At 73.5% G+C, this 26,071-nt stretch carries 23 protein-coding genes; 10 read left to right on the top strand and 13 right to left on the bottom strand.

Annotated elements, in window-relative coordinates; translation table 11 throughout:
• Positions 1 to 45 precede the first annotated feature (45 nt).
• Positions 46 to 1,068, bottom strand: a complete 1,023-nt coding sequence (locus OHA84_RS12260) for a small ribosomal subunit Rsm22 family protein (protein ID WP_053679121.1) — start codon at positions 1,066 to 1,068, stop codon at positions 46 to 48.
• A 139-nt stretch (positions 1,069 to 1,207) separates the two neighbouring features.
• A complete protein-coding gene (locus OHA84_RS12255; RefSeq protein ID WP_266947288.1) occupies positions 1,208 to 2,545 on the bottom strand; it encodes a Bcr/CflA family multidrug efflux MFS transporter in 1,338 nt (445 codons plus the stop codon).
• Positions 2,546 to 2,652: 107 nt separating this feature from the next.
• Between OHA84_RS12255 and OHA84_RS12250 the strand changes: the two genes are divergently transcribed.
• From OHA84_RS12250 to OHA84_RS12240, 3 genes are all read left to right on the top strand, one after another.
• Positions 2,653 to 3,414, top strand: a complete 762-nt coding sequence (locus OHA84_RS12250) for an SDR family oxidoreductase (RefSeq protein WP_199826529.1) — start codon at positions 2,653 to 2,655, stop codon at positions 3,412 to 3,414.
• A 136-nt stretch (positions 3,415 to 3,550) separates the two neighbouring features.
• Positions 3,551 to 4,414: a PhzF family phenazine biosynthesis isomerase gene (locus OHA84_RS12245; RefSeq protein WP_266947283.1), complete on the top strand. Its 864-nt coding sequence runs from the start codon at positions 3,551 to 3,553 to the stop codon at positions 4,412 to 4,414.
• A 6-nt stretch (positions 4,415 to 4,420) separates the two neighbouring features.
• Positions 4,421 to 4,981, top strand: coding sequence for a GNAT family N-acetyltransferase (locus OHA84_RS12240; protein WP_199826530.1), 561 nt, complete (start codon positions 4,421 to 4,423; stop codon positions 4,979 to 4,981).
• A gap of 11 nt (positions 4,982 to 4,992) precedes the next feature.
• On the opposite strand, the gene efeU is transcribed toward OHA84_RS12240, so the two are convergent.
• The 6 genes from efeU to OHA84_RS12210 form a co-directional block, all read right to left on the bottom strand.
• Positions 4,993 to 5,880 (bottom strand): iron uptake transporter permease EfeU, encoded by an 888-nt coding sequence (efeU, locus tag OHA84_RS12235; protein ID WP_266971746.1) that lies wholly within the window; start codon positions 5,878 to 5,880, stop codon positions 4,993 to 4,995.
• 26 nt (positions 5,881 to 5,906) lie between these two features.
• Complete coding sequence (efeB, locus tag OHA84_RS12230; protein WP_078998960.1) at positions 5,907 to 7,208, bottom strand: iron uptake transporter deferrochelatase/peroxidase subunit; 1,302 nt, start codon at positions 7,206 to 7,208, stop codon at positions 5,907 to 5,909.
• A gap of 65 nt (positions 7,209 to 7,273) precedes the next feature.
• The gene (gene efeO, locus OHA84_RS12225) at positions 7,274 to 8,413 is read right to left on the bottom strand and encodes an iron uptake system protein EfeO (RefSeq protein WP_053679128.1); all 1,140 of its coding nucleotides are present in this window, start codon (positions 8,411 to 8,413) and stop codon (positions 7,274 to 7,276) included.
• A 254-nt stretch (positions 8,414 to 8,667) separates the two neighbouring features.
• Positions 8,668 to 9,501, bottom strand: a complete 834-nt coding sequence (locus OHA84_RS12220; RefSeq protein ID WP_371591588.1) for a heme ABC transporter ATP-binding protein — start codon at positions 9,499 to 9,501, stop codon at positions 8,668 to 8,670.
• Positions 9,492 to 10,625 (bottom strand): FecCD family ABC transporter permease, encoded by a 1,134-nt coding sequence (locus tag OHA84_RS12215; RefSeq protein WP_371591363.1) that lies wholly within the window; start codon positions 10,623 to 10,625, stop codon positions 9,492 to 9,494. Before OHA84_RS12215 ends, OHA84_RS12220 begins: the two co-directional genes overlap by 10 nt.
• 1 nt (position 10,626) lies before the next feature.
• A complete protein-coding gene (locus OHA84_RS12210) occupies positions 10,627 to 11,658 on the bottom strand; it encodes a hemin ABC transporter substrate-binding protein (protein WP_266971749.1) in 1,032 nt (343 codons plus the stop codon).
• A gap of 135 nt (positions 11,659 to 11,793) precedes the next feature.
• Between OHA84_RS12210 and OHA84_RS12205 the strand changes: the two genes are divergently transcribed.
• From OHA84_RS12205 to OHA84_RS12195, 3 genes are all read left to right on the top strand, one after another.
• Positions 11,794 to 13,221, top strand: coding sequence for an HtaA domain-containing protein (locus OHA84_RS12205; RefSeq protein ID WP_266971751.1), 1,428 nt, complete (start codon positions 11,794 to 11,796; stop codon positions 13,219 to 13,221).
• A 69-nt stretch (positions 13,222 to 13,290) separates the two neighbouring features.
• Positions 13,291 to 14,856, top strand: a complete 1,566-nt coding sequence (locus OHA84_RS12200) for an HtaA domain-containing protein (RefSeq protein WP_266971753.1) — start codon at positions 13,291 to 13,293, stop codon at positions 14,854 to 14,856.
• Between the two features lie 19 nt (positions 14,857 to 14,875).
• The gene (locus tag OHA84_RS12195) at positions 14,876 to 15,553 is read left to right on the top strand and encodes a PhzF family phenazine biosynthesis protein (RefSeq protein ID WP_053676188.1); all 678 of its coding nucleotides are present in this window, start codon (positions 14,876 to 14,878) and stop codon (positions 15,551 to 15,553) included.
• A gap of 108 nt (positions 15,554 to 15,661) precedes the next feature.
• On the opposite strand, the gene OHA84_RS12190 is transcribed toward OHA84_RS12195, so the two are convergent.
• Together OHA84_RS12190 and map are read right to left on the bottom strand one after the other, a co-directional pair.
• Entirely contained in the window at positions 15,662 to 16,309 is a 648-nt protein-coding gene (locus tag OHA84_RS12190; protein WP_053676189.1) for a heme oxygenase (biliverdin-producing), read from the bottom strand.
• 142 nt (positions 16,310 to 16,451) lie between these two features.
• Complete coding sequence (gene map, locus OHA84_RS12185; protein WP_266971756.1) at positions 16,452 to 17,309, bottom strand: type I methionyl aminopeptidase; 858 nt, start codon at positions 17,307 to 17,309, stop codon at positions 16,452 to 16,454.
• A gap of 71 nt (positions 17,310 to 17,380) precedes the next feature.
• Between map and OHA84_RS12180 the strand changes: the two genes are divergently transcribed.
• Entirely contained in the window at positions 17,381 to 17,614 is a 234-nt protein-coding gene (locus OHA84_RS12180; protein WP_053676191.1) for a hypothetical protein, read from the top strand.
• Positions 17,615 to 17,693: 79 nt separating this feature from the next.
• Here the strand turns inward: OHA84_RS12180 and OHA84_RS12175 are convergent, their stop codons facing one another.
• Complete coding sequence (locus OHA84_RS12175) at positions 17,694 to 18,299, bottom strand: hypothetical protein (protein WP_053676192.1); 606 nt, start codon at positions 18,297 to 18,299, stop codon at positions 17,694 to 17,696.
• Positions 18,300 to 18,394: 95 nt separating this feature from the next.
• Here OHA84_RS12175 and npdG point away from each other — a divergent pair, with 95 nt between their 5' ends.
• Entirely contained in the window at positions 18,395 to 19,099 is a 705-nt protein-coding gene (gene npdG / locus OHA84_RS12170; protein WP_053676193.1) for an NADPH-dependent F420 reductase, read from the top strand.
• Positions 19,100 to 19,164: 65 nt separating this feature from the next.
• Here the strand turns inward: npdG and OHA84_RS12165 are convergent, their stop codons facing one another.
• Positions 19,165 to 21,285, bottom strand: a complete 2,121-nt coding sequence (locus OHA84_RS12165) for a TerD family protein (protein WP_266974101.1) — start codon at positions 21,283 to 21,285, stop codon at positions 19,165 to 19,167.
• 204 nt (positions 21,286 to 21,489) lie between these two features.
• Here OHA84_RS12165 and OHA84_RS12160 point away from each other — a divergent pair, with 204 nt between their 5' ends.
• Complete coding sequence (locus OHA84_RS12160; protein WP_053676194.1) at positions 21,490 to 21,675, top strand: hypothetical protein; 186 nt, start codon at positions 21,490 to 21,492, stop codon at positions 21,673 to 21,675.
• Between the two features lie 78 nt (positions 21,676 to 21,753).
• Here the strand turns inward: OHA84_RS12160 and OHA84_RS12155 are convergent, their stop codons facing one another.
• The gene (locus OHA84_RS12155) at positions 21,754 to 22,551 is read right to left on the bottom strand and encodes a site-2 protease family protein (RefSeq protein WP_053676195.1); all 798 of its coding nucleotides are present in this window, start codon (positions 22,549 to 22,551) and stop codon (positions 21,754 to 21,756) included.
• On the opposite strand from OHA84_RS12155, the gene OHA84_RS12150 reads away from it, so the two are divergent.
• Positions 22,550 to 26,008 (top strand): BTAD domain-containing putative transcriptional regulator, encoded by a 3,459-nt coding sequence (locus tag OHA84_RS12150; RefSeq protein ID WP_266971759.1) that lies wholly within the window; start codon positions 22,550 to 22,552, stop codon positions 26,006 to 26,008. The genes OHA84_RS12155 and OHA84_RS12150 overlap by 2 nt on opposite strands.
• Positions 26,009 to 26,071: the final 63 nt, after the last annotated feature.

Genomic DNA, 26,071 nt, shown 5'->3' with positions numbered 1-26,071 from the left:
TGGCCCGGGGCGGATGTGGCCGAGGCGAGGTGGCCGAGGCGGACGTCACCGGGCGGGCGGCGGCCACTCCTGTCCCCAGTCGGCGTCCCGCGCCGCCTTGTAGAGGTCACCGTGGCGCTTGGTCACGGTGGCCCGGGTCAGACCCTCGCCCTCGCCCGTCCCCTGCGGACCGCACAGCTCCAGCAGCACGAGCCCCTTCCGGATCTGCGGCCTCCGCGTGATCCGGGAGGTGGCCGGCTCGACCGGGAAGCGGGTCGCGGCCACGTACGCGAACTTCTCGTCCTCGTACGGCAGGGAGCCGCCCTTGACCTGACGGTGCAGGGAGGACCGGCTGACCCGGGTCGAGAAGTGACACCAGTCCTTCCCGACCTCGATCGGGCAGGTGCCGTCGTGCGGGCAGGGCGCGGCCACCGTCATACCGGCCTCGATCAGCTGCTCGCGGGCCTCGCGCAGGCGCAGGTACCCGTCCGGGGTGCCCGGCTCGATCAGCACGACCGCCCGACCGGCGCGCGCGGCCTCCGCGACGACGGCCCGGCGGGCCTCCGCCGTCAACTCGCCCAGGACGTACGACACGGTCACCAGGTCCGCGTCGGGCAGGGCGATCCCGGACCCGATGACGGCCCGCCGCCACTCGGCCGCGCGGAGCACCGGGGAGGCGGAGGCCGCCGCGAGTTCCCGGCCCAGGACCAGCGCGGGTTCCGCCCAGTCCAGCACGGTGGTCTCGCGCGGCCCGTCCCAGATGGCGTCCACGGCCCAGGTCGCGGCCCCGGTGCCGCCGCCCACGTCGACGTGCGAGGCCGGGACCCACTCCGGGGCCGCCTCGGCCAGCCCGTCCAGCGCGGACCGCACCGCCTCGAAGGTCGCCGGCATCCGGTACGCCGCGTACGCCGCGACGTCGGAGCGGTCGCGCAGTACGGGCGCGTCGGTCGGGGTGGTGCCCCGGTAGTTGGCGATGAGCCGCTCCACGGCGGCGGAGGCCTGCTTCGGGGGGAGCCCGTCGAGGAGCCGGCCCAGCGCGGACCGGAGGGTTTCGGCGGTGGTGGGTGCGGGGGCGGAGGCGGCGTTCACCCGCGAAGTTTACGGCGCCGAGCGGGGCCCGGTGACGCGGCGGACGCGCCGCCCGGGCCGGTGACGTACCGCCCGGGCCGGTGACGAGCCCCGGGGCGGTGCCTCCGTCCCGGGACGGAGGCACCGCCCCGGACAGGACCTACGCGCGGGCCCGGGCGCCCGCCATCGGCTCGCGGCCGCGCCACGGCCGGCACAGGCCCAGGAAGCAGGCCACCGCGAGCAGCGAGCAGGACAACTGCACCACCGCCATCGGCACCGCCGTGTCCTCGCCAGCGATCCCGACCAGCGGCGAGGCGATGGCCCCGACGAGGAACGAGGAGGTGCCCAGCAGCGCGGAGGCCGACCCGGCGGCGTGCGGGGTGCGCATCAGAGCCTGCGCGTTGGTGTTCGGCAGCAGCAGGCCCATGGCCGACATCAGCACGAACAGCGCGGCGGCCATCGGGACCAGCCCGACCTTCCCGAAGACCCCGGTGGCCATCAGCAGCAGGGCCACCGATGCGGTGGTGATGATCGCGAGGCCGACGCCGAGGGCCTTGTCGAGGCTGACCCGGCCCACCAGCAGCTTGCCGTTGATCTGCCCGACGACGATCAGGCCGACGGAGTTCAGGCCGAACAGCAGGCTGAACGCCTGCGGCGAGGCACCGTAGATCTCCTGCACCACGAAGGGGGAGGCGGAGATGTAGGAGAAGAGCACCGCGAACGAGAACCCGCCGGTGAGGGTGTACCCGGCGAACACCCGGTCGCCGAGCAGCCCGCGCATGGTGCGCAGCGCCGCGCCGACGCCGCCGGTGTGGCGGCGCTCGGGCGGCAGGGTCTCGCCGAGTCCCCGCCAGACCACGAGGGTCAGCGCGGTGCCGACGGCGGTCAGGACGACGAAGACCCCGCGCCAGTCGGCGACGCGCAGGATCTGCCCGCCGATGAGCGGGGCGATGATCGGGGCGACCCCCGATATCAGCATCAGGGTGGAGAAGAACCGGGCCATCTCGACGCCGTCGTACAGGTCGCGGACGACGGCGCGCGCGATGACGATGGCGGCGGCGCCGGCCAGGCCCTGGAGGAGCCGGAAGGCGATCAGCAGCTCGGTGGTCGGGGCGAGGGCGCAGATCGCGGTGGCGAGCACGTAGACGATCATGCCGATGAGCAGCGGGCGCCTGCGGCCCCACTTGTCGCTCATCGGGCCGATGACCAGTTGGCCCAGCGCCATGCCGGCCAGGCAGGCGGTCAGGGTGAGCTGGACGGTGGCGGCCGGGCTGTGCAGGGCGTCGGTGACCTGCGGCAGCGCCGGCAGGTACATGTCCATGGACAGCGGGGGCAGGGCCGTCAGTCCGCCCAGGATGAAGGTGACGAGCAGGCCGGTGCGGCGCGCGGCCTTCAGCGGTGCGGCGTCGGCGGTCGGCGCCACGCCGGCGACGGGGACGGGGACCGAGCCGTGCGGCGACTCTTCCGAGGGGGCCGTCGAGGGGCCTCTCTCCGACATGCGGAACTCCAGTCTTTTGTCTTCTTTTCGCACCCCTGAGCGATCCATGCTCTCAGCTGTCGGAACGCCCGTGGACCCGTCTCCCGTGTGACGTACCCTGCGGCCCCATGAACGCACGTGGAAACAAGATCGCCGTGGTGACCGGGGCGGGCTCGGGCATCGGCCGTTCCGTCGCCCTCGCGCTGGCGGGCGCCGGCTGGTCGGTGACCGTGGCCGGCCGCCGTCCGGAACCCCTGGAGGACACCGCGAAGGCGGCCGGCGCCGCCGCGGACGTGCTGTGCGTACCGGCGGACGTCCGCGACCCGGACGAGGTCGGCGCCCTGTTCGCGACGGTACGGGAGCGGTACGGGCGGCTCGACCTGCTCTTCAACAACGCGGGCACCTTCGGCCCGGCCGGCGTCGCGCTGGAGGACATCACGTACGAGGCCTGGCGGTCCGTCGTCGACGTCAACCTCACCGGTTCCTTCCTGTGCGCCCAGGCCGCCTTCCGGATGATGAAGGCCCAGGACCCGCGGGGCGGCCGGATCATCAACAACGGCTCCATCTCCGCGCACGTCCCGCGCCCGAACTCGATCGCCTACACCGCGACCAAGCACGCCATGACCGGCCTGACGAAGTCGCTGTCGCTGGACGGCCGGCCGTACCGCATCGCGTGCGGCCAGATCGACATCGGCAACGCGGCCACCGAGATGACCGAGCGGATGCGGACCGGCATCCTCCAGGCCAACGGGCGACTGGAGGTGGAACCCGTGATGGACGCCGCCGACGTGGCGCGCACGGTCCTGCACATGGCCGAACTGCCCCTGGAGGCGAACGTGCAGTTCGCGACCGTCATGGCGAGCGCCATGCCCTACATCGGACGCGGCTGACCCGCCGCCACGACCAAGCCGGGGGCGAACCCACGACCAAGCCGGGGGCGAACCCACGACCACGCCGGGGGCGGACGCGGGACAAGGGCGGCGCGGACCCGGGAATGCGTTCCCGCCCCCGGAAGTTGAGCCGATCATGACGACCGAAGTGCTGCGCTACACGGCTTTCTCCGGCGACCCGGCGGGCGGCAACCCCGCCGGGGTCGTCCTCGACGCGGCCGGCCTGGACGCACCCGCGATGCTGGCCATCGCCGCCGGGCTCGGCTACAGCGAGACGGCCTTCCTCACCGACCCGCCGCACGACCTCGGCGGCGAACCCGGCCGCGCCTTCACCGTGCGGTACTTCAGCCCCAAGGCGGAAGTGCCGTTCTGCGGGCACGCCACCGTGGCCACCGCCGTCGCCCTGGCCGAGCGGATCGGCCCCGGCGAGCTGCTGTTCGCGACCCCGGCCGGAACCGTCCCCGTCTCGGTCACCGCCGAGCCGGGCGAGGGCCTGCGCGCCACCCTGACCAGCGTCGCACCGCACGTCGAGGAGATCGCCGACGCCGACCTCGCCGAGGCCCTGGCCGCGCTGGACTGGCCGGCGACCGACCTGGACCCCGCACTCCTGCCCCGGATCGCCTACGCCGGCGCCCGCCACCTGGTGATCGGCGCCGGCACCCGCGCCCGACTCGCCGACCTCTCCTACGACTTCGCCCGTCTGGAAGCCCTGATGCGGCGCCTGGACCTCACCACGGTCCAGCTCGTCTACCGCGAGAGCCCGACCGTCTTCCACGTACGCGACCCCTTCCCGGTCGGCGGCGTCGTCGAGGACCCCGCCACCGGGGCCGCCGCGGCCGCCTTCGGCGCGTACGCCCGCGAGGCCGGCCTCGTCCCCGAGCAGGCGCTCCTCACCCTCCACCAGGGCGAGGACATGGGCCGCCCCGGGATCCTCACCGTCGAACTGCGCCCCGGCGACCCCCGGGTGCGGGTGGGCGGGGCCGGGGTGCGGATCGCGTAGGGCGTCGTGCTGCGCGTCGAGACGTACGAGACACCGCCCGACCCGCTCGCCGAGCAGGTCCGGGCCCTGGAGGAGCGGGCCTGGCCGGGCGCCGGCGCCGGCCACGACCCGGCCCTCGCTCCCCGAACGGTGCTGCTGGTCGACGGGAGCGGCACGGTGGCCGCCTCACTGGCCCTGCTGCGCAAGGAGATCCGCCTGCCCGGCCGGACCTGGCGGGCCGCCGGGCTCAGCGGGGTGGTGACCCGGCCGGAGCTGCGCGGGCGGGGCATCGGCGGGCGCCTGGTCGCGGCCGCCCGGGCCGAACTGGCCGCCGACCCGACGGTGGACCTCGCCCTGTTCAGCTGCGACCGGCCGCTCGGCGCGTTCTACGAGGCGGCCGGCTTCGAACGGCTCCCGGGCACGGTCCTGGTCGGCGGAACCCCCGCCGACCCGCTGGCCACCGACGCCCCCGGCTTCGACAAGACGGTCCTGGCGGCCTTCCTCGGCCCCGACCCGGAGCGGGCCCGTACCGCGTTCACCGGGATCCGGGTCCCGCTGTACCCCGGGACGATCGACCGCCTCTGGTAGGCCGTTCGGCGTCAGTCCCGGGCCCGCCGGCCCGCGTCGTCGCCGTCCCGCCCCTTCGCCGCCGTCGCCGCCTTCGCGGGCACCGGCGCAGACGACCGACCGGACCCCACCGGGACCAGGAACAGGGTCAGGACGACCAGCAGGTACAGCGCCCACACGACGAGCTGGAACACCGTCGGGTCCGGCTGGAAGTTGAACGTCCCCTTCAGCAGGGTGCCGTACCAGCTGTCCGGCGGGATCGTCTCGCTGATGTCGAAGGCCTTGTTCGACAGTCCGGGCAGGAAGTCCGCCTCCTGGAGGTCGTGGACCCCGTACGCGAGCACGCCCGCCGCGACCACGACCAACAGGCCGCCGGTCCACTTGAAGAACTTCGCGAGATCGATGCGCAGCGCGCCCCGGTAGAACAGCCAGCCCAGCAGGATCGACGTCGCGATGCCGAGCAGCACCCCGGTCAGCGGGCCCGCGCCGTCACCGGCGGCCTTCACCGACCGCCACACGAACAGCGAGGTCTCCAGCCCCTCCCGGCCGACGGCCAGGAACGCGGTGGCCACCAGCGCGCCCGTGCCCATCGCGAGGGCGGCGTCCAACTTCCCGTGCAGCTCGGCCTTCAGGTGCCGCGCGGTGCGCTTCATCCAGAAGACCATCCACGTCACCAGGCCCACGGCGACGATCGACAGGGAGCCGCCGATCGCCTCCTGCGCCTCGAACGTCAACTGGCGGGTGCCGAACTCCAGGCCCGCGCCGAAGGCCAGGCTCAGCCCGGCGGCCAGCCCCACGCCGAGCCACAGCGGCCCGAGCTTGTCCTTGTTCCCGGTCTTCACCAGGTAGGCGATGAGAATGCAGACGACGAGACTGGCTTCCAGCCCCTCGCGCAGACCGATCAGATAATTGCTGAACACGCGGATCCTCCTACGCGCTACGGGAACTACGCGAACAGCGTCCGGCCCCACCAGTCGTCCTTGTCACGGACGCCCGGCGGGACGGCGAAGACGGCCGAACCCACGTGCTGGATGTATTCGTTGAGCGAGTCGTTCCTGGCCAGCTCCCGCTGGATCGGCACGAACCCCTTGCGGACGTCCCGCTGGTACGCCAGGAAGAACAGTCCGGCGTCGAGCCGGCCCAGCCCGTCCGTGCCGTCCGTGAAGGAGTAGCCGCGGCGCAGGATCGTCGCGCCGCCGTTGGTGTCCGGGTGCGCGAGGCGGACGTGCGCGTCCGGCTTCATCGCCTTCAGGAACGGCTCGTCGCGCTCCTTGGACTTGCCGACGGGGGCGCCCTCGCCCTTGTCGCGGCCGATGATGTCCTCCTGCTCCCGCAGGGAGGTGCGGTCCCAGGTCTCGATGTGCATCCGGATGCGCCGGGCGACCAGGTACGAGCCGCCGGCCATCCAGTCGGAGCCGTCGGAGGGGCCCGCCCAGACGAACTTCTCCAACGCCTCCCGGTCCGTGCCCGAGACGTTCCGGGTGCCGTCCTTGAAGCCCATCATGTTGCGCGGGGTCTGCGCGTCCGGGGTCGTCGAGGAGGTCTTGCCGAAGCCGAGCTGGGACCAGCGCATCGCGATCCTGCCGAAGCCGATCCGGGCGAGCTGGCGAATGGCGTGCACCGCGACCTGCGGATCGTCGGCGCACGCCTGGACGCACAGGTCGCCGCCGGAGCGGGCCGCGTCCAGGTTGTCGCCCGGGAACAGCTCCAGGTCCACCAGGGCGGCCGGGCGCCTGCCCTCCAGGCCGAAGCGGTCCTTCGCGAAGAGGCCCGGGCCGAAGCCGACGGTCAGGGTGAGCCGCGAGGCCTTCAGGCCCAGCGCCTCGCCCGTGTCGTCCGGCGGAGCCTCCGGCAGACCGCCGAAACCGCCCTCGCCGACCGGCAGCCCGGCCGTCATCAACCGGGCCGCCCGCGTCCACTCCTTGAGGAGCGCGACGAGTTCGGCCCGGTCCTTCGTCGTCACGTCGAAGGCGGCGAAGTGCAGACGGTCCTGGACGGCGGTCGCGATCCCGGCCTGGTGCTCGCCGTGGAAGGGCACGGCCGCCCCCGAGGAGGCGGCCGGCACCACGTCCGTGCCACCGCCGAACACCGCCACCGCACCGCCGGTCGCGGCGGCGCCGAGCGCCAGCCCGGCGCCGCCCCAGCCCAGCACGGCGCGCCGCGAGGGCGCGGCGGGGCCGCCACCGGTCGGCGCGCCGGCCTCCGGGCCGTCGGCGCGCGGCCCGTCGCCGGGCTGCGGCTCCGGCATTCCCGCCGGCTGGGACTTCGACTCCGCCATCCTCGTACTCCCGTCCGCTCCGCTGTTCTCCCTGGTTACTTCGCGACCGAGGCGGCGAGCTTCGAGAGCGGCTCGGCCAGCGCGTTGACCGCGTCCGAGAGCTCCTTGCGCTCCGCGTCGCCGACCTTGTCGTACGAGACGAAGTCGTAGCCCGTCTTGTCGGCGCGGTACTTGTCCAGCAGCGTGTTCAGCGCCGCGAACCGGGTGTCCAGGGTCTTCGCGAGTTCCGGGTCGTTCTTCGCGGCGACCGGCTTCAGCAGCTGGTAGGCCTTCTCCGCGCCCTCGACGTTGGCCTTGAAGTCGACCAGGTCGGTGTGGCTGAAGAACTCCTCCTCGCCCGTCACCTTGCCGGTGGCGACCTCGTCCAGCAGCTCCTTGGCGCCGTTCGCCATCGAGGTCGGGGTGATCTCGGCCGTGCCGACCTTCTTCTGCCACACGGTGAGGTCGGCCATCAGGGTGTCAGCGAGCTTCTTCTCCGGCTCGCCGAGCTTGCCGTCCTTGAACACGGCCTTCTCCAGCGTGTGCCAGCCGGTCCACTCCTGGTTGGCCTCCAGGTCGGCCTCGCGGAGGTCGACCTTCGGGTCCAGGTCGCCGAAGGACTCGGCGACGGGCTCGGTGCGCTCCCAGCCGATGCGCGAGACGGCGTACGCCTTCTTCGCGGCCTCGACGTCGCCGGCCTTGACCGCATCCGCGAAGGCCTGCGCCTTGGGGAGGGTCTCGTCGGCCTGCCCCTGTACGTACTTGCGGTACTCGGCGACCGCGGCGTCCATCTCCGGGCTGCGCTTGGCGACGGCGCCGCCGCCGGTGGCCTTGACCGCCTGGCGGATGCCGTCACCCTTCATGCCGGGCTTGCAGGCGATCTCGTAGTCGCCCGCCTTGATCTCGGCGGTGATGGAGGCCTTGGTGCCGGGGCCGATGTTCTCGCGCTCGGCGACGATCCGGTCGTCGGGGAAAAGGACGTAGACCTCGGTGACCTTGGAGCCCTTGTTCTCGACGTCGACCGTGATCTTGCCGGCGGGGAACTCCTTCTTGGAGACCTCACAGGCGCTGTCCGAGGCGGCGACCTTGATCGCGCCGTCGCCGCCGGCGTCGCCCTTCTCCGCGCAGCCCGTGACGGCGGTGAGCGTGGCCACGACGGCGGCCGCGGCGAGAACGGTGAGGCGAGCGGGTCGCATGGAGGCTCCTGGCGAGGTAAGGGCTGGTGAGGCGGACCTAACTTAACCGAGGCTTACCTCACTCATACCCGACAGTCCAGTGATACAGCTCTCACCTTCCACCGCCGGACACGAGGCCGTCACGACCCCTCCATGACGACCCCATGGCCGGGTCAAGCCGGGGTCAAGCGGGGCTTCGCGTCCCGCGCGACGGAAGGCGCCGGCCCGGCCGCCGCACGGCCCGTGATCATCACCGACAGGCCGGGGCAGGCGGCTCAGCCGCGGACCGGAACCACGAGCGGCGCCCCGCCGCGCGGGTGCGGGAACACCTCCACCGGCTGCCGGTAGACCCGGCTCAGCAGGCCGTCCTCGAACACCTCGGACGGCGGCCCGTCCACCGCGATCCGCCCGTCGTGCAGGACCGCCACCCGGTCGGCGTACGCCGCCGCCAGGCCCAGGTCGTGCAGGACGACGACCACCGCGTCCCCGGCCGCGGCCCGCTCCCGGCAGATCCGCAGCACCAGCTCCTGGTGGCGCAGGTCCAGGGCGGCGGTCGGCTCGTCGAGCAGTAGCAGCGGGGCCCGTTGGGCCAGCACCCGGGCGAGCGCGACCCGGGCGCGTTCGCCGCCGGACAGCGCGGAGAACGGGCGGCCCGCGAAGTCGGTCACCTCGGTCGCGGCCATGGCCCGGGTCACCGCCTCCTCGTCGTCCTCCTCCAGCGGGGTGCCGGCCCAGGGCGCGCGGCCCATTCGTACGACGTCCTCCACCGGGAAGGGGAAGGACAGCGCGGCCGACTGGGGGAGCACCGAGCGGCGCAGGGCCAGATCGGGCGCCGACCAGTCACCCACCGGGCGCCCGTCGATCCGTACGGTCCCCGACGCGGCCGGCAGGTCGGCGCAGAGCGCGGCCAGCAGCGTGGACTTGCCCGCGCCGTTCGGTCCCACCAGGGCCAGCACCTCGCCGGCCCGGGCGGTCAGGTCGATGCCGGCGAGCACCTCGCGCTGCCCGAGACGCACGTGCAGGTCCACGGCCTCGGCGTACGGCGTGCCGGGCTCGGGCCGGACGGGGATGCTCCGGCGGGTCCGGCGGAAGAGGGTGATCACGCCCAGCCTCCCTGCTTGCGTCGGGTCCGGCGCAACAGCCAGAAGAAGAACGGGCTGCCGATGAGCGCGGTCAGCACGCCCAACGGCAGTTCGGCGGGCTGCGCGAGCGTCCGCGCGGCCAGGTCGCCCGCGACCAGGACCACGGCCCCGGCGAGGGCGCTGCCCGGGACCAGGAAGCGGTGACCGGGGCCGTTCGCCATCCGCAGCAGGTGCGGGACGAGCAGCCCGACGAAGGTGATGATGCCCGCCACAGCCACGGCCGCCGCGGTCAGCAGCGCGACGACCAGGATCAGGGCCAGCCGCAGCCGTTCCACGTCCACGCCGAGGTGCCGGGCCGGTCGCTCGCCCAGGGACAGCAGGTCGAGCTTGCGGGCGTGGAAGGGGGCGACGAGCAGGCCGGCGAGGGCGCAGGGCAGGACGGCGAGCACCTTGGGCCAGGTGGCCTGGGCGAGGGAGCCGAGCTGCCAGAAGGTGATCTGGTTGACCTGGCCGCTGTCCGCGAAGAAGACGAACAGGCCGATCAGGGCGCCCGCGAAGGCGTTGACGGCGATGCCGGTCAGGATCAGCGTGACGACCTCGGTCCTGCCGCCGTTGCGGGACAGCAGGTACACGGAGCCGACCGTGATCAGACCCGCCACGAAGGCGCAGGCGGTGACGGTCCAGTTCCCGAGGAAGGTGAGACCCAGTCCGATCGCGGCGACCGCGCCGACGGCTGCGCCCGCCGAGATGCCGATGACGCCCGGCTCGGCGAGCGGGTTGCCGAACACCCCCTGCATCAGGGCGCCGGCGCAGCCGAGACTGGAGCCGACCAGCAGGGCGAGCGCGACGCGGGGCAGCCGTACGTTCCACAGCACGCTCTCGCCGACCCGGTCGAGGGCGGCCCCGCCGAGGCCCACGCGGTGCTGCACGGAGGCGAGTACGTCCCCGACGGGGATCCGGTACGCGCCCACGCCCGCGGAGACCAGCGCCAGCACGACCAGCGTCACGACCAGGGCGACGGTCAGGATCAGGGCGGTGGGCAGCCTGCGGGCAGGACCCTTCAAGGGCGCGGCGGGCGCGGCGGGCGTCGCGGGCGTCACGGTCGGCGTCGAGGAGCCGCCCGCGCGCGGGGGCTCGTGGGAGACGGTCACATCAGGCCTTGCCGTAGAGCTGGGAGATCAGGGAGGTGAGGACCTGGTCGGTACGGGGGCCGTAGTTGAGGAGCACCCCGTCGTCGACGGAGACCACGCGGCGGTCCATGCCGGCCGGCGTCTGGGCCACACCGGGGATCTTCACCAGGCCGTCCACGCCGCCCACGGACTCCAGGCCCTTGCGCATCACCAGGATCGCGTCGGGCGCCGCCGCCGCCAGCGCCTCGCTGGTGATCGGGGTGAAGTCCTTGCCGAGCCCGGACTCCTTGCCGGTGTCCACGGCGCCGGCCGCCTCCAGCAGCGAGGCCGCGCCGGAGTCGGAACCGCCCAGCAGGTAGACGGAGGCGGTGCCGCGCAGGTAGTGGAAGGCCACCCGGGGCCTCTTGCCGGCCGCGGAGGCGGGGATGCCCTCGCGGGCGGTGGCGATCCGGTCGGCGGTGCGCCCGTTGAGCCGGGTCCCGGCGTCCTTGACGCCGAGCGCGCCGGCGACGGTGTCGATCCGCTTCCGTACGTCGTCCAGCGTCTTGGCGGGGGCGACGACCAGCAGCGGGATGCCCGCGTCGCGGATCTGCCCGATCGCCTCGGCGGGTCCGGTGGTGGTCTCGGCGATCACCAGCGTGGGACGCAGCGACAACACGCTCTCGGCCGACACGTCGTGTGCCCGTGTCACCACCGGCAGCTTGGCGGCCTGTTCGAAGGTGGCGGTGATGTCCCGCGCGACGACCCGGTCGCCGAGCCCCAGGGTGTGGACGATCTCGTTGAGGCTGCCGGTGAGCGGGACCACGCGGTCCGCCGAGGCGATGGTCACCGATGTGCCGTCCGCCGAGGGCACGGTCACCGGGAGGGCGGGCGTCGGTGACGGGGTGAGGGGTTCCACCCGGTCGGGGGCGGCCGCCGCGGCGCCGGTGTGGGCGGGGGAGCCCGCAGGGGTGGCCGTACCTCCGCAGCCCGTCAGCGCGGTGAGTGCCAGGGCCAACGAGGCCGCGACGGACGCGAGACGGGGGAAGCGGGATGACGCGGCGGGCGTAGGCACGAAGGCACCGTCCTGATCGTCCGACTGGAGTTCTTGAATGTTCTTCAAAGTTCTGGCGACCGGGGGGTTCCCCCCCCGGCAGCAGGTAGCTTAGGTTAGCCTAACCTTATTGGCCAGACCCTGGAGGGGCCCGTCATGCCCGCAAGACCTGTCCGTGCGTTCGCGGTCGCCGTGTTGGCGGCCATGTTGGGGGCCCTGCTCCCGGCCACCGCCGCCCAGGCGGCCGACCGCACCGTGCAGGGAGGGCGACTCGACTGGGGCATCAAATCGTCCTTCCAGAGTTATGTCACGGGCCCCATCTCGAAAGGCGGATTCAAGCTGAAGAGCGGCGCCGCCACCGTCGGCGGCAGCCTGTTCCGCTTCCACTCCGCGACCGGCTCCTACGACCCCGACTCCGGCTCCTTCGGCGCCGCGTTCACCGGCGGGGTCACCTTCCAGGGCCACCAGAAGTCCGACGGGTCGTACGAACTCGACCTCACCGTCAGCCGCCCCACCGTCAAGATCTCCGGCGGCCGCGGCACCCTCTACGTGGACGTCGCCGGCAAGGCCAAGGACACCGGGGCCGTCAGCACGGCCTCCCAGGTCCCCTTCGCCACCCTCGGCCTCGCCGGCATCGACATGAAGGGCGGCGGCAGCCCGATCGCCCTCACGAACGTCCCGACCACCCTGACCGCGGAAGGCGCGAAGTCCTTCGCCGGCTACTACACCGCCGGCACCCGACTCGACCCGATCTCGCTGTCCGTCGACGTCAAGGCCCCCGCCGAGCAGAGCGCGACGCCCGGTACGCAGGCCGGCGCCCCGGCCCGGAGTCCGCAGGCTCCGCAGGCCGCGGGCGCCTTCACCGACGCCGCCGTCGACTGGGGCGTCCGGCGCACCTTCCGCGAGTACGTCACCGGCTCCGTCGGGCAGGGCAAGTGGACCCTGGCCGAAGGCGCCCAGGACGGCGGCGCGCTGTTCCGCTTCCCGCAGGGCAAGGGCACGTACGACGGCGGGAAGGGCACCCTTGACGCGGCGTTCGCCGGCACCGTCCGGTTCACCGGCGCCCACCTCGACCTCACCCTCGGCAAGGTGAACGTCAAGGTCGACGGCGGCAAGGGCGTCCTCACCGCCGACGTCGTCACCCCCACCGAGACCAGGAACGCCGTCGCGCTCGTCGAGTTCGACGCCAAGGCACTCAAGACCGAGGGCGGCCTCGCCACCCTCACCGAAGCCCCGGCCACCCTCACCGAGGGCGGCTCCCAGGCCTTCAACGCCATGTACAAGGCCGGCACCGAGATGGACCCCGTCTCGCTCTCCGTCGCCCTCGACGCCAACGCCAAGCTTCCCGCCCTGCCCGACCTGGGCTCCACGGCCTCGCCGTCGCCCTCCCGGGCGCCCGCGGCCGCCGCCTCCCAGGCGCCCCCGAAGGCCGAGGCCGAGAAGGACTCGTCCGTCGGGCCGTACGTCGCCCTCGTCCTGGTCCTGCTGGGCCTGGCCGCCGGCGCGATCTTCCTCGTCCTGCGCAAGCGCCGTACGGCCGCGTCCGGTTCGGAGCCCTCGGGCTCCGCCGACGCGCAGCCGTGACACCCCCGCCTCGCCCGCACCCCGCCACACCCCCCGTCGCCCCCGTTGCCCTTTCAGGAGTACTCAGTCATGTCGTCCCACCGCCGACCGATCGCCATCGCGGCCGCCATCGCCACCGCCGCCGCCCTCGGCGCCACCGCCCTCGTCCTGCCCGCGACGGCGGCGGTCTCCGCCCCGGCCGCCGTCGCCGCGGACTCCACCGCGCCGTGGCCGATCGTCAAGGGCACCCTCGACTGGGGTGTGAAGGAGACCTTCCGCACCTACGTCACCACCGTCGCGAAGGGCGAGATCACCGTCGCCGACGGCGCCACGAAGAACGCGGACGGCACCTTCCGCTTCGGCGCCCCCACCGGCCAGTACATCCCCAGCGGCGCCCACATCGTGACCGCCGCCTTCAAGGGCAGCGTCACCTTCAAGTCGACCGCGCACCACTTCGAGATCACCCTGAGCAACCCGCGCTTCGACACCGGCACGAGGAAGCTCGTCGTCGACGTGAAGAAGAACGGCACGCTCACGCAGAACGTCCCGTTCGCGACCGTGGCCTTCGCCGGCCCGCAGATGGACAAGTTGGGGACGGTCCTCACCGCGGAAGCCGCCGAGCAACTCGACTACCCGGGCTACAAGGACCAGCCGGGAGACGCGCTGACGGCGGCCCTGGAGTTCGGCAAGCCCCCGGTCGACCCCAAGCCCTCGACCTCCACGGACCCCAAGCCGTCCACGTCCACGGACCCCAAGCCCTCGACCTCCACGGATCCCAAGCCGACGACCTCGACGAAGCCGACGACGTCCACGGGCCCCAAGCCGTCCACCTCGACGGGCCCCAAGCCCTCGACCTCCTCCGGCGCCCCGGCCGACGGCGCCCAGCAGATCCGGAGCGGCAGGCTCAAGTGGGGCGTCAAGGCGTCCTTCCGCAAGTACGTCCAGTCCGCGGGCTCCATCACCCCGGCGGGCGGCGCCGTCGCGAGCGACGGCACCTTCTCCTTCGCCGGGGGCAAGGGCACCCTCGACACGAAGAAGGGCAAGCTGAATGCTTCCTTCGAGGGCAACCTGCGCTTCCAGTACGCGGCCCACGGCATCGACATGACCTTCGGCAATGTCCGCATCGACACCCAGGGCGCCAAGGGCACCCTGGTCCTGGACGTGAAGACCGCCGCCGGCACGAAGACCAACGTCCCCTTCGCCACGCTCGACCTGGCGAAGGCCGACTACAAGACCGGCAAGGGCCTGCTCGCCCTGAACGGCGTCCGCACGGCACTGACCGAACAGGGCGCCGCCGCGTTCCTCCGGGAGCCTTCCACCACCCCCGTCTACCAGGACGGCTACGCGCCCGGTGACCGGATCGACGACGTCAACCTCACCGTGTCCGTGGACAAGGACGTCACCGCCCCCGACGCCACCGGCGGCTCCACCACCGGCGGTTCGACCTCGGGCGGCACCGGCACCACCGGCGGTACGGGCACGGTCGGCGGTGGCACCGTCGGCGGTGGCACCGTCGGCGGGAGCGCGGGCGGCAACCTCGCCTCCACCGGCGCCGAGATCCCGGCCGGAGCCCTGCTCGGAGCCTCCGGCGCGGTCATCGCGGCCGGCGCCGGCGCCGTCCTCATCGCCCGCAGGCGGCGCGTGACCCAGGGCTGAGCCATGCTTGAATGCCCGCGTGAACGATCTCGACGTGCTCAAGGTCTTCTGCGCGGGCGACGGCCGGTACGGCAACCTGCTCGGAGTCGTCCGCGACGGCCGCACCTGCCCGGATGACGCGTCCCGGCAGGCGCTGGCCGCCGAACTCGGCTACAGCGAGACGGTGTTCGTCGACGACCCCGAACGCGGGGTCGTCGACATCCGCACCCCCGGCGCGCGGCTCGCCTTCGCCGGGCACCCGCTGGTCGGCCTCGCCTGGCTGCTCGACATCGAGGAACTCCAGCCGCCGGTCGGCTCCGTCTGGGCCCGCGACGACGGCGAGTTCACCTGGATCACCGCCCGCCCCGAATGGGTCGAGGGCAAGCGCACCGAGCAGTACGCCTGCGCCGCCGAGGTCGAGGAACTGCCCGCCCCGCCGCCGGGCGAGGGCTGGTTGTACGCGTGGGCGTGGGAGGACGAGGCCGCGGGCCGGATCCGGGCCCGCGGCTTTCCGCGCCGCCCCGACGGCGTCGTCGTCGAGGACGAGGCCACCGGCTCGGCGGCGATCCTGCTCACCGCCCAACTGAACCGCGCGCTGAACATCACCCAGGGCGCCGGCTCCCAACTCCTCACCGCCCCCGGCCCGGACGGCACCGTCGAGATCGGCGGACGCGTGCGCTTCGCCCCCGCCGGGAACCGGCCCCCCGGCCGGAACTGAGCACCCGACCGGCCCGATCGAGTGCCGCGGCCCCCGGACACGGGGAAGGGGCGGACCCCGGCGGGCCCGCCCCTTCCCTCTCGTGCACCGGTCGGCCCCGGACGTCGCTCACGCGCTGAGCGGGAACTCCTGGCCCAGCTCGCGGAAGACGGCCCCGTTGAAGTCGAAGGCGCGCTTGCACTCGTCGATGATCCGCTGCTTCTCCAGATCGTCCGCGGAGATCGCGTCCAGCAGCTCGCGGTAGGTGCGCTTGAAGGCGGCCGGGTTGGAGATGTCCGCGAACACGTAGAAGCGCACGCCGTCGCCCTTGCGCTCGAAGCCCCAGGTGCGCTCGGCCTTGTCCCGGATGATCTGCCCACCGGACAGGTCGCCCAGGTAGCGGGTGTAGTGGTGGGCCACGTAACCGCCCGGCCAGTCGGCCGCGCACTCGGCCACCCGGGCCGCGTACGCCGCGGTCGCCGGCAGCGCCACCAGCGACTCGCGCCACCCGGGGCCGCGCAGGTGCGCGAGGTCCCGCTCGATCTCCGCCAGGCGCATCAGCTCGGGCCGGATGAACGGCCCGGCGACCGCGTCGTCCTTGAGGGACTCGGCCGCGTCCTCCAGGGCCCGGTACACGAACCACAGCTGCTCGGTGTAGCGGGCGTAGGCGTCGACGCCCAGCCGGCCGCCGAGCAGATCGCTCATGAACGTCGAGGTCTCGGCCTCTGTGTGCTGCTCGTGCGAGGCGACACGGATGACCGTGGAGAAGGCGTCCAACGCGGACCTCCGAGTGATCGGGGGATGAGAAAAGGCGTGGCGGCATCGCCGCCACACCTCGATCCTCGTACTTAGGCTTGCCTAAGTCAATGTGTTCCCGACGTCTTGTCGGTAAAAATTCGCCCGGCCCCGAGGCCTCCCACTAGGGCAGCGTCAGGATCTCCGCTCCCGTGTCGGTCACGACCAGCGTGTGCTCGAACTGCGCGGTCCGCCTGCGGTCCTTCGTGACGACCGTCCAGCCGTCGTCCCACATGTCGTACTCGTGGGTGCCGAGCGTGAGCATCGGCTCGATCGTGAAGGTCATGCCGGGCTCGATGACCGTGGTGGCGTGCGGGCTGTCGTAGTGCGGGACGATCAGGCCGGAGTGGAAGGACGTGCTGATGCCGTGCCCGGTGAAGTCCCGGACCACGCCGTAGCCGAAGCGCTTCGCGTACGACTCGATGACCCGACCGATGATGTTGATCTGCCGGCCGGGCTTGACCGCCTTGATGGCGCGGTTCAAGGACTCGCGGGTGCGCTCCACCAGCAGGCGCGACTCCTCGTCCACCTCCCCGCACAGGTAGGTGGCGTTGTTGTCGCCGTGGACGCCGCCGATGTACGCGGTCACGTCGAGGTTCACGATGTCGCCGTCGCGCAGGACGGTCGAGTCGGGGATGCCGTGACAGATGACCTCGTTGACGGAGGAGCACAGGGACTTGGGGAATCCCCGGTAGCCGAGCGTCGAGGGATAGGCCCCGTGGTCGCACATGTACTCGTGGGCGACCTTGTCGAGCGCGTCGGTGGTCACCCCCGGCGCGATGTGCTTGGCGGCCTCCTCCATCGCCTGGGCGGCGATCCGGCCGGCGATGCGCATGGCCTCGATGGTCTCGACGCTCTGCACCTCCGGTCCGGTGTACGGAGTGGGCGCGGGCTTGCCCACGTACTCGGGCCGGCGGATGTTTCCGGGAACGGAACGGACGGGAGAGAGCTCGCCTGGTACGAGCAGCGACTGGCCAGACATGCAGGCGAGTGTATCCAGCGGTGATGGGGCAAGCTGGCGACAGAGAGCGGTACGAGAGGAGCCCGAGGACGATGGCCCTGTTCAAGAAGCGCCAGGTCGGCAAGCCCGGCGAGTGGTACTACTGCCTGGTCCACAAGAAGGTCGAAGAGGGCCCCGACTGCCCGGCGAAGGACCGTTTCGGCCCCTACGCCACGCCCGAGGAGGCGAACCACGCCATGGAGACGGCGCAGGAACGCAACCTCGAATGGCAGAACGACCCGAAATGGAACGACAAGACCCGCGAAGCGGGCGAGGAAACCCCCTGAGGCGCCCCCCGAGGCAGGCCCCCCGAGGCAGGGGGGCGAGGCGGGCCGGCGGGGCGGCACCCCCCTCGGGCGGTGCCCCTCACCAGCGGCCGGGCGGCGGGGCGGTCAACTGATCGGCCAGCCGCGCCAGCCGGTCCCGGAACCGCCGCGAGCCACGCCGGTCCGGCGGACCGTTCTCCCCGGCCGCCGCACTGACCAGGTGCTGCACCGTGTCCAGGTCCAGCTCGGCCGCGGCACCCGGCACCGACAGCGCCTCGTGCGCCAACGTCCCCAGCTCGGGATCCCCGCCGTCCAGGGACAGCACGGTCGCCCCGGCCCGCCGCGCGTCGTGCACCCGCTCCAGCAGCCCCGCGCCCGGCTCCTGCGGAGCCACCACCAGCACCGTGTGCCCGCGCCGGGCCGCCTCCAGCCGGCTCAGCCCCACGGACAGGTGCGGCGGCTCGCCCGGCAGCACGCGGTGTCGCACGAGCGTCGGCGCCAGCTCCGGCAGCCCCGACCACGCCGCCTCGTCCACCAGGTGCGCGGCCATGTGCCACGGCTCGTACTGCTCCGTACCCACCAGCAGCAGGCTCCCGCCGGACGGAACCACCGCGCGCCGCAACGAGCCGGCGAAACCCCGGGCGGCACCCGGCCACCGCGTGCCGGCGAGAACCTCGCGCAACAACGCCACCCTCACGGCATCCATGGCGGGCATCCTGCACCACGGAAAGGACGCGCGGGTGCGATACCGGCGGCTCCCGTCCGTTCGACTGACGCGTACTCGGCAGTACTCTCGCCCCCATGACTTCCTCAGACAGCACGCAGAAGCCGCCGGCCAAGGACCCCCGGGACCTCCCCGACGTCTCCGGCCTGGTGGTCGGCGTCCTCGGCGGCACCGGCGACCAGGGCCGCGGCCTCGCCTACCGGTTCGCCCGCGCCGGCCAGAAGGTGATCATCGGCTCGCGCGCCGCGGACCGCGCGCAGACCGCGGCCGAGGAGCTCGGCCTGGGCGTCGAGGGCGCCGACAACGCCGACTGCGCCCGGCGCAGCGACATCGTGATCATCGCGGTGCCGTGGGAGGGCCACGCCAAGACCCTCGAAGCACTGCGCGAGGACCTCGCCGGCAAGCTCGTCGTGGACTGCGTCAACCCGCTCGGCTTCGACAAGCAGGGCGCCTACGCCCTCCCGGTCGAGGAGGGGAGCGCCGCCCAGCAGGCCGCGGCCCTGCTCCCCGACTCCCGGGTCACGGCCGCCTTCCACCACCTCTCCGCGGTGCTGCTCCAGGACGAGACGGTCGAGGAGATCGACACCGACGTGATGGTCCTCGGCGAGTCCCGCGCCGACACCGACCTCGTCCAGGCCCTCGCCGCCCGCATCCCGGGCATGCGGGGCGTCTTCGCCGGCCGCCTGCGCAACGCCCACCAGGTCGAGGCCCTGGTCGCGAACCTCATCTCCACCAACCGCCGCTACAAGGCCCACGCGGGCCTGCGCGTCACGGACGTCTGAACCGACCCGCGCCCCCTCCGCGCCCCGTCCGGCGCGGCCGACCCCGAGCGGCACCGCTCGTACGGTCAGCCGCGCCGGCCGGCCCGCACGTCCAGCGGGCCCAGCCGCGCCACGACGCCCTGGTGGAACCGCGCCACGGCGTCGTCGACGCTGCGGATGAAACCCGACTCCGTGTTGCCCCGGGTATTGCCCATCCCCTTGATGAGCGTCAGCCGGAACCCGGACACCGGCGCCCCGTCCCTGGGCAGCAGGTTCCCCGGCTCCGGCCGCAACCGCTCCAGGGTGCCGCGCGCCCCGCTCCCGCCCTCGACCAGGCTCTCCACATGGAGATCCGCCGGCGCCTCGGCCAACATCCGGACCAGTTTCTTCACCGACACCAGTGCGGTGGGCCCCTCCGGGGCGGGGACGTCCGTCGAGGTCCGCACCTTGCCCGTCCTCAGATCGGCGGTCACCGCGATGACACCGCTCGTGCCGTCGACCCGCAACTCCGCCGAGAGCCGGCCGTCCACGCACAGGGTCTCGGCCGCGGCGAGCCGGCGCTCCCGAGGATCGCTGCCCCGCCGGGCCCGCTGCACCGGGAGGGCCTTTTGGCCCAGCTCTCCGCCCAGGCGCAGGCAGACCTGACGGATCAGCCGTTCCCAGCTCTCCACCACGTCGACGGCCCGCTCGTCGCCCATGTTGAGGGTCTCGTCCTCGATGCCCTTGCGGACGGGTACCCAGGACGGTCCCATGTTCTGGAACCCGTGACAGCCGGAGTTCTCGTGCCGGAGGTACTCCAGCAGTTCCTGGAGGAGCCAGGCATGCGCGGGGTTGCCCACGCCCTCGTGGCGGATCAGGAGCTGGGCCTGGTGGGCCACCTCCGCCCACGACAGGTGCCAGAGGTCGACCTTGTGCTTGCGACGCCCGTCGATCTTGACGTCGACCACGGGGGCGCCGTCGAGGGCCACGTCGTTGGAGAGCGTGATGACGGCCTCGTAGCCGCGCCGCGCGGCGATGTCCATGTACGCCTGCACCTGCTCGGCCCGGAGTGGGTTCCCGTTGGTCTTCGTCTCCACGAGCGCGGTCCAGAGCTTGCCGGCGCGCTCGATCCGGATGACGCCGTCCGGCCGGCGGGGGGCGTCGCCGTGGGGCAACGACACCTCCGTGAAGGTCTGCGTCCGTCCGGCGGGGGCGCCGAAGGCGGCCGTGAGCCGCCGGCCCAGCTCGGGCACCTGCGTCATGACGGAGAGCAGCACCGAGGTCGCCCGCACCTCCCGCTCCCGGTCGCTCTTGAGGGTGGGGACCGGGAAGAGCCGGGCCGGCTGCCAGGAGTCGTTCTCGGCCAGGGACTTCCTGGCCACCCTGGGCAACGTGACCTTCTTCCTGGTCGTCGGGGCGCCCCTGGTGACGGACCCGTCCCGGCCGCGGGACTGCGCGGGGACGCCGGCGACCGCGGGAGCGTCCTCGGCCGGTCCGGCGTGCGCGGCGGGCTCGATCGGGGCGGGAGCCGCGCCGGCCGTCGTGGTCACGGGTCCGGCGGGGAACGGGCCCCCGGCGGGCGTCCTCGTCCCCCGCGCCGTTTCCCCCGCCGTGCTCGGGGCCGGGGCCGGGGCCGTGGCCGTGCTCGGGGTCGTGTCCGGGGCCGTGGGGGAGTCCTCGCCGTCCTCGCCCTCCTCGACGACGGAGATCCCGAACGCCGTGGCGAGGCCGGCCAGGCCGGTCTCGTACCCCTGCCCCACGGCCCGGAACTTCCACTCCCCGCCCCGCCGGTACAACTCGCCGAAGACGAAGGCGCTCTCCACGCTCGCGTCGTCGATGGAGAACCCGACCAGTGGCTCACCGGAGCGGTCCGCGACCGTCATCCGCAGGTCGTCGAGGTCCCCGAAGCAGGCGTCACCGTACTGGCTCGCCGCCACCACGATCCGCGCGATGTCCGCCGGGACGGCCGTCAGGTCCAGTCCGATGCGGTCCTCGTCGCCGCTGCCGGTCGGTGTCTTCCCGAGCAACTGGACGCTGCCGTCCTCGGCCGCGGGACGGTTGTAGAAGTAGAAGTCGTCGTCCGAGCGGACCTTGCCGTTCGTGCCGAGCAGGAACACGGACACGTCGGCGTCGCCGGCGCCCGACGCGCTGGTCCACCCCAGACTCACGACCACGGCCCCGGCGTCCTGGCCGAGGGCGGTCAGACTGACGTTCGCACCCTTTGTCATCTCCCGCATGGCTTCCCCCCGGTCGTCCGGCTTCGTCCGCTCGGACGGAGCTTCGCGCACCGTATCCAGCCGGCGGACCGGCCCTCAGGCGAAGGGGGAAATGGGCGGGATGTCCCGAGGGGGTGGCGGCGACCGGCGGCGGGACGCGATGGGGGACACTGGAGGAGCCTGACCCCGTTCCGTGTCGCCGAGGAGCCGTGCCGCATGCCCCGCCTTGCCGTGTTCGCCGTTGTCGTCTGTGCCCTGTCCGTGGCCGCGGCCGTGGTCGCCTTCGTCGAGGGCAGCTTCCTCGGGATCATCTGGGTGCTGCTGGCCGGGCTGACGTCCAACATGGCCTGGTACTACGTGCGCAAGGCCAAGGCCGACAAGGCCGCCCGCGCGAACGGCTGACCGCAGCCGCAGCCGCAGCCGCAGCCGCAGCCGTCCCCGGCTTCGGGGGCGTTGCCCGGAGCCGGGCAGGACGACGGTTCAGCCCGCCGGGGTGCAGTAGCCGTCCGCGTCCTGCCAGAAGCGGTAGAGGTCGCGACCGCAGTACGTCTCGAACTCGGACACGCCGAGCGCGTCGAGGATCCCGCTGACCGCGCCGAAGAAGAACGCGTTGACCTCGGGGATCCACAGCAGCGCGAACACGCCGAGTAGGGCGAACGGCGCCAGCGGCGCCACCTGGCGGCGCACCCCGTGCGACAGCCACGGCTCGATGACCCCGTACCCGTCCAGGCCCGGCACCGGGAGGAAGTTCAGGATCGCCGCCGAGACCTGGAGCAACGCCAGGAACGCCAACGCGAAGCGGAACGGCATCGGCACCCCGTCGAGGGCGTTCAGCCAGAACGGCGCGGTGCACACGACCGCGAAGGCCACGTTCGTCAGCGGGCCCGCGGCCGAGATCAGACTGTGCTTCCAACGGCCGCTGATCCGGTCGCGTTCGATGTACACGGCGCCACCGGGCAGACCCAGACCACCGAGGATCACGAAGATCACCGGCAGCACGATGCTGAGCATGGCGTGCGTGTACTTCAGCGGGTTCAGGGTCAGGTAGCCCTTGGCGCCGACCGTGATGTCGCCACCGTGCAGGGCGGTCCGGGCGTGCGCGTACTCGTGCAGGCACAGCGAGACCACCCACGCCGCCGTGACGAACAGGAACACCGCGAGGCCGGTGCTCGTCGAATACCCCGTCCACACGGCCCACCCGGTCACCGCCATGACGGCGACGATCCCGAGGAAGACGGAACTGATCTGCCGCTCGCCGCGGCTGCCCTGGTGACCCATGCGGCGAAACCTATCCCGGGTCCGGCGACGGGTGTCCCCCGGGTACGGCGACAATGGGCCGGTGCGTTACGTGATTCTCGGCACCGCCCAGGCCCTCACCGACGACGGCGACCCCGTCGCCGTGGGCGGGGCGCGCCTGCGCGCCCTCCTGACCGCCCTCGCCCTGCGGCCGGGCCGCACCGTGCCGGTCGAGCTGCTGGTCGCCGAGGTGTGGGACGGGGACCGGCCGGCCGACGCGCCGGCCGCGCTCCAGGCCCTGGTGGCGCGGCTGCGCCGGACGATCGGGCACGCCGCCGTGCGCTCCGGTGAGGGCGGCTACCGCCTGGCCGCCGCCCGCGAGGACGTGGACCTGTACCGCTTCGAACGGCTGGCGCGGGCCGCCGCCACCGAGCGGGACCCGGCCGCCGCCGCGGCCCTGTACGACGACGCCCTCGCCCTGTGGCGCGGCCCCGCGCTGGCCTCGCTGCCGGATCCGGCCGGGGAGTCCGCGCGCTGGGAGGCCGTACGGGCCGACGCGCGCCGGGGGCGGATCGCCGCGGCCCTCGCCCTCGGCGAGGCGGAGCGGATCCTGCCCGAGCTGACCGCGCTGTGCGCGGAACACCCGCTGGACGAGCCACTGCAAGCCCTGCGGATCCGCGCCCTCGACGCGGCGGGACGCCCGGCGGAGGCACTGGCCGCCTACGAGGGACTCCGCCGGGACCTCGCCGACCGCCTGGGCGCCGACCCGGGCCCGGAACTGCGCGCCCTCCACGCGGCCCTGCTCGCCCCGCCGGAACACCCGCACGCACCGCGGCCCCCGCACCCGGGAGCAGCCGCCCCGGCCCCCGCCCCCGAGGCGCGGCCCGGCACCGCCGGCCGAAGCCCCGCCACGCCCGCCCAAGGCCCCGCCACACCCGCCCCGCCCCCCGGCCAGGGCACCGGCCCCGGCACCGGGGGCAACCTTCGGGCCCGCCTCACCACCTTCGTCGGCCGCGAGGGCGACATCCGCGTCATCGGCGCCGACCTGGCCCGGTCCCGCCTCGTCACCCTGCTCGGGCCCGGCGGCGCCGGCAAGACCCGGCTGTCACAGGAGGCCGCCGAGGCCCACGCCGCCGCCGGCCACCCCGACGGGCGGTGGCCCGACGGGGTGTGGCTCGTCGAACTGGCCCCCGTGGACGATCCCGAGGACGTCGCCGAAGCGGTCCTGGCCGCCCTCGGGGCCCGCCAGACCAAGCTGCGCGGCGCCGCCGCCGAGGAACTGCGCGCGCTGACCGAGCGGGGCGAGGACGACCCGCTCGCCCGACTCGTCGAACACTGCGGCCGGCGCGACCTCCTGCTGCTCCTCGACAACTGCGAGCACGTCATCGCCGCCGCCGCCGTCCTCGCCGAACGGCTCCTCACGCACTGCCCCGGCGTCCAGATCCTCGCCACCAGCCGGGAACCCCTCGGCGTGCCGGGCGAATCGTTGCGCCCCGTGGAACCGCTGCCCGACCCCGTCGCACTGCGGCTGCTCGCCGACCGCGGCGCCGCGGCCCGCCCCGACTTCCGCGTCGAGGACGACCCGGCCGCCTCCGCCGAGATCTGCCGCCGGCTCGACGGCATGCCCCTCGCCATCGAACTGGCCGCCGCCCGGCTGCGCCTGCTCACCCCCCGCCAGATCGCCGACCGGCTCGACGACCGGTTCCGTCTCCTCACCAGCGGCTCCCGCACCGTCCTGCCCCGCCAACAGACCCTGCGGGCGGTCGTCGACTGGTCCTGGGACCTCCTCGACGCACCCGAACGGGCCGTCCTGCGCCGACTCTCCGTCTTCGCCGGCGGCTGCGACCTCGCCGCCGCCGAGGCCGTCTGCGCCGGCCCCGACGCGGACGCGGTCGTCGACGCGCTCGGCTCCCTCGTGGACAAGTCCCTCGTCGTCGCGGCCCCCGGCCCCGACGGCGACATGCGCTACCGGCTCCTGGAGACCGTCGCCGAGTACGCCGCCGAGCGCCTGGCCGAGGTCGCCGAGGACCGCGCCGACACCGAAAGACGCCACCTCACCCACTACCGCGAACTCGCCCGCACCACCGAGCCCCTGCTGCGCGGCCACGGCCAGCGCGCGGCCGCCGAGCGACTCGCCACCGAATACGAGAACCTCCGTACCGCGCTGCGCCGCGCCGTCGCCGCCAAGGACGTCGGCGAGGTGCTCTGCCTGCTGCACTCCCTCGTCTGGTACTGGCACATGCACGACCTGCGCGTCGAGTCCCGCCACTGGTCCGACGCCGCCGTCGCCCTCGGTCCGGACCCCTTCGCCCCGCCGATCGTCCCCGCCGAACCGGTGTACGAGCGGGTCGTCGACTCGCCCCCGCCCTACACCGGCGAACTGCTCGCCGAGGCCTGGCGCGGCGCCCGGATGATCCACCTCACCGCCCGCGACCAGAACAGCGGCAGCTGGAACGCCCCGGACGTCCGCCTCCAGGTCGAGGGCATGATCGCGGCCTACCGGCCCGGTCTGCCCCAGACCTGCCGGTTCCCCACCGCGCTGTGGATCTACGCCGTGATGATCGCCGGCGATCCGGAACTGCTCCGGCGCATCATCGACGAGACCGTCGAGACCACCCGCGCCCTCGGCTACCGCTGGGAGCTGGGCTCCGCGCTCCAGCTGCGCGCCAACGTCCGGGCGAACCGAGCCGCGTCGTTCGGCGACGCCGCCCGGGACGCCGAGGAGAGCCTCGCGGTCTTCCGCGAGCTCGGCGACGACTGGGGCTGCGCCGAGGCACTGTCCGCCCGCGCCGAAGCCCTGGAGAAACGCGGCGAGTACGCGTTGGCCGCCGCCGACTTCCGGGCCGCGATCGAGCACGCCGAGCGGCTCGGCGCCCCCGCCCAGGTCACGGTCCTGCGGGTACGGATGGCCGGCACCCTCGCCGAGGAGGGCCGGCTGGAGGAGGCGGAGGAGATCCTGACCGGGCTCCTCGCCGTCATCCGGCAGTACCGCAACGAGGCCATGCCGGCCGCCCGCATGTTCCTCGCCAACCTCTACGGCCGCACCGGCCGTCTCGTCGAGGCCCGCGCCGAACTCGACTCCCTGCGCGAGGAGTTCGCCTTCGGCGCGTACGCGATCTTCGACGGCTTCCTGCTCGGGATCCTGGCCTGGCTCGACAACAAGGAGGGCAGGCACGAGGAGGCGCTGACGCTCATCCGGGAGGCCACGACGACACTCCAGGACCCGATGGCGCTGATGGTGGCCCCGCAACAGTCGGCCGTGCACCTGCTGATCGCGGCCGTGTCCCTCCTGGGGCTCGGCGGTCCGCGTGACGCCGCCCGGCTCCTCGGTGCCTACCGGGCCCTGGTGCCGGCCGGCCACTTCCCCGTCACCACCGAACGCGAGGACGCCGCCCTCGTCGAGGAGTCGGCGAGGGCGGCGCTGGGGGACACCGGGTACGAGGCGGCGTACGCCGAAGGCGGCGGCCTCACCCTGGAGCAGGCCACCGCCCTCGTCTGAACCGTCCGCCCGCGCGAGGCCTGTCGGAGCATCGCCCCGCGCCGGCCCGGCGGACCCCGCGGG

Origin of the sequence: Streptomyces sp. NBC_00513 (assembly GCF_041431415.1) — a bacterium.
GTDB lineage: Bacteria > Actinomycetota > Actinomycetes > Streptomycetales > Streptomycetaceae > Streptomyces.
Note: the sequence above shows the minus strand (reverse complement) of the source record. Positions and strands in the feature narration are given on the sequence as shown.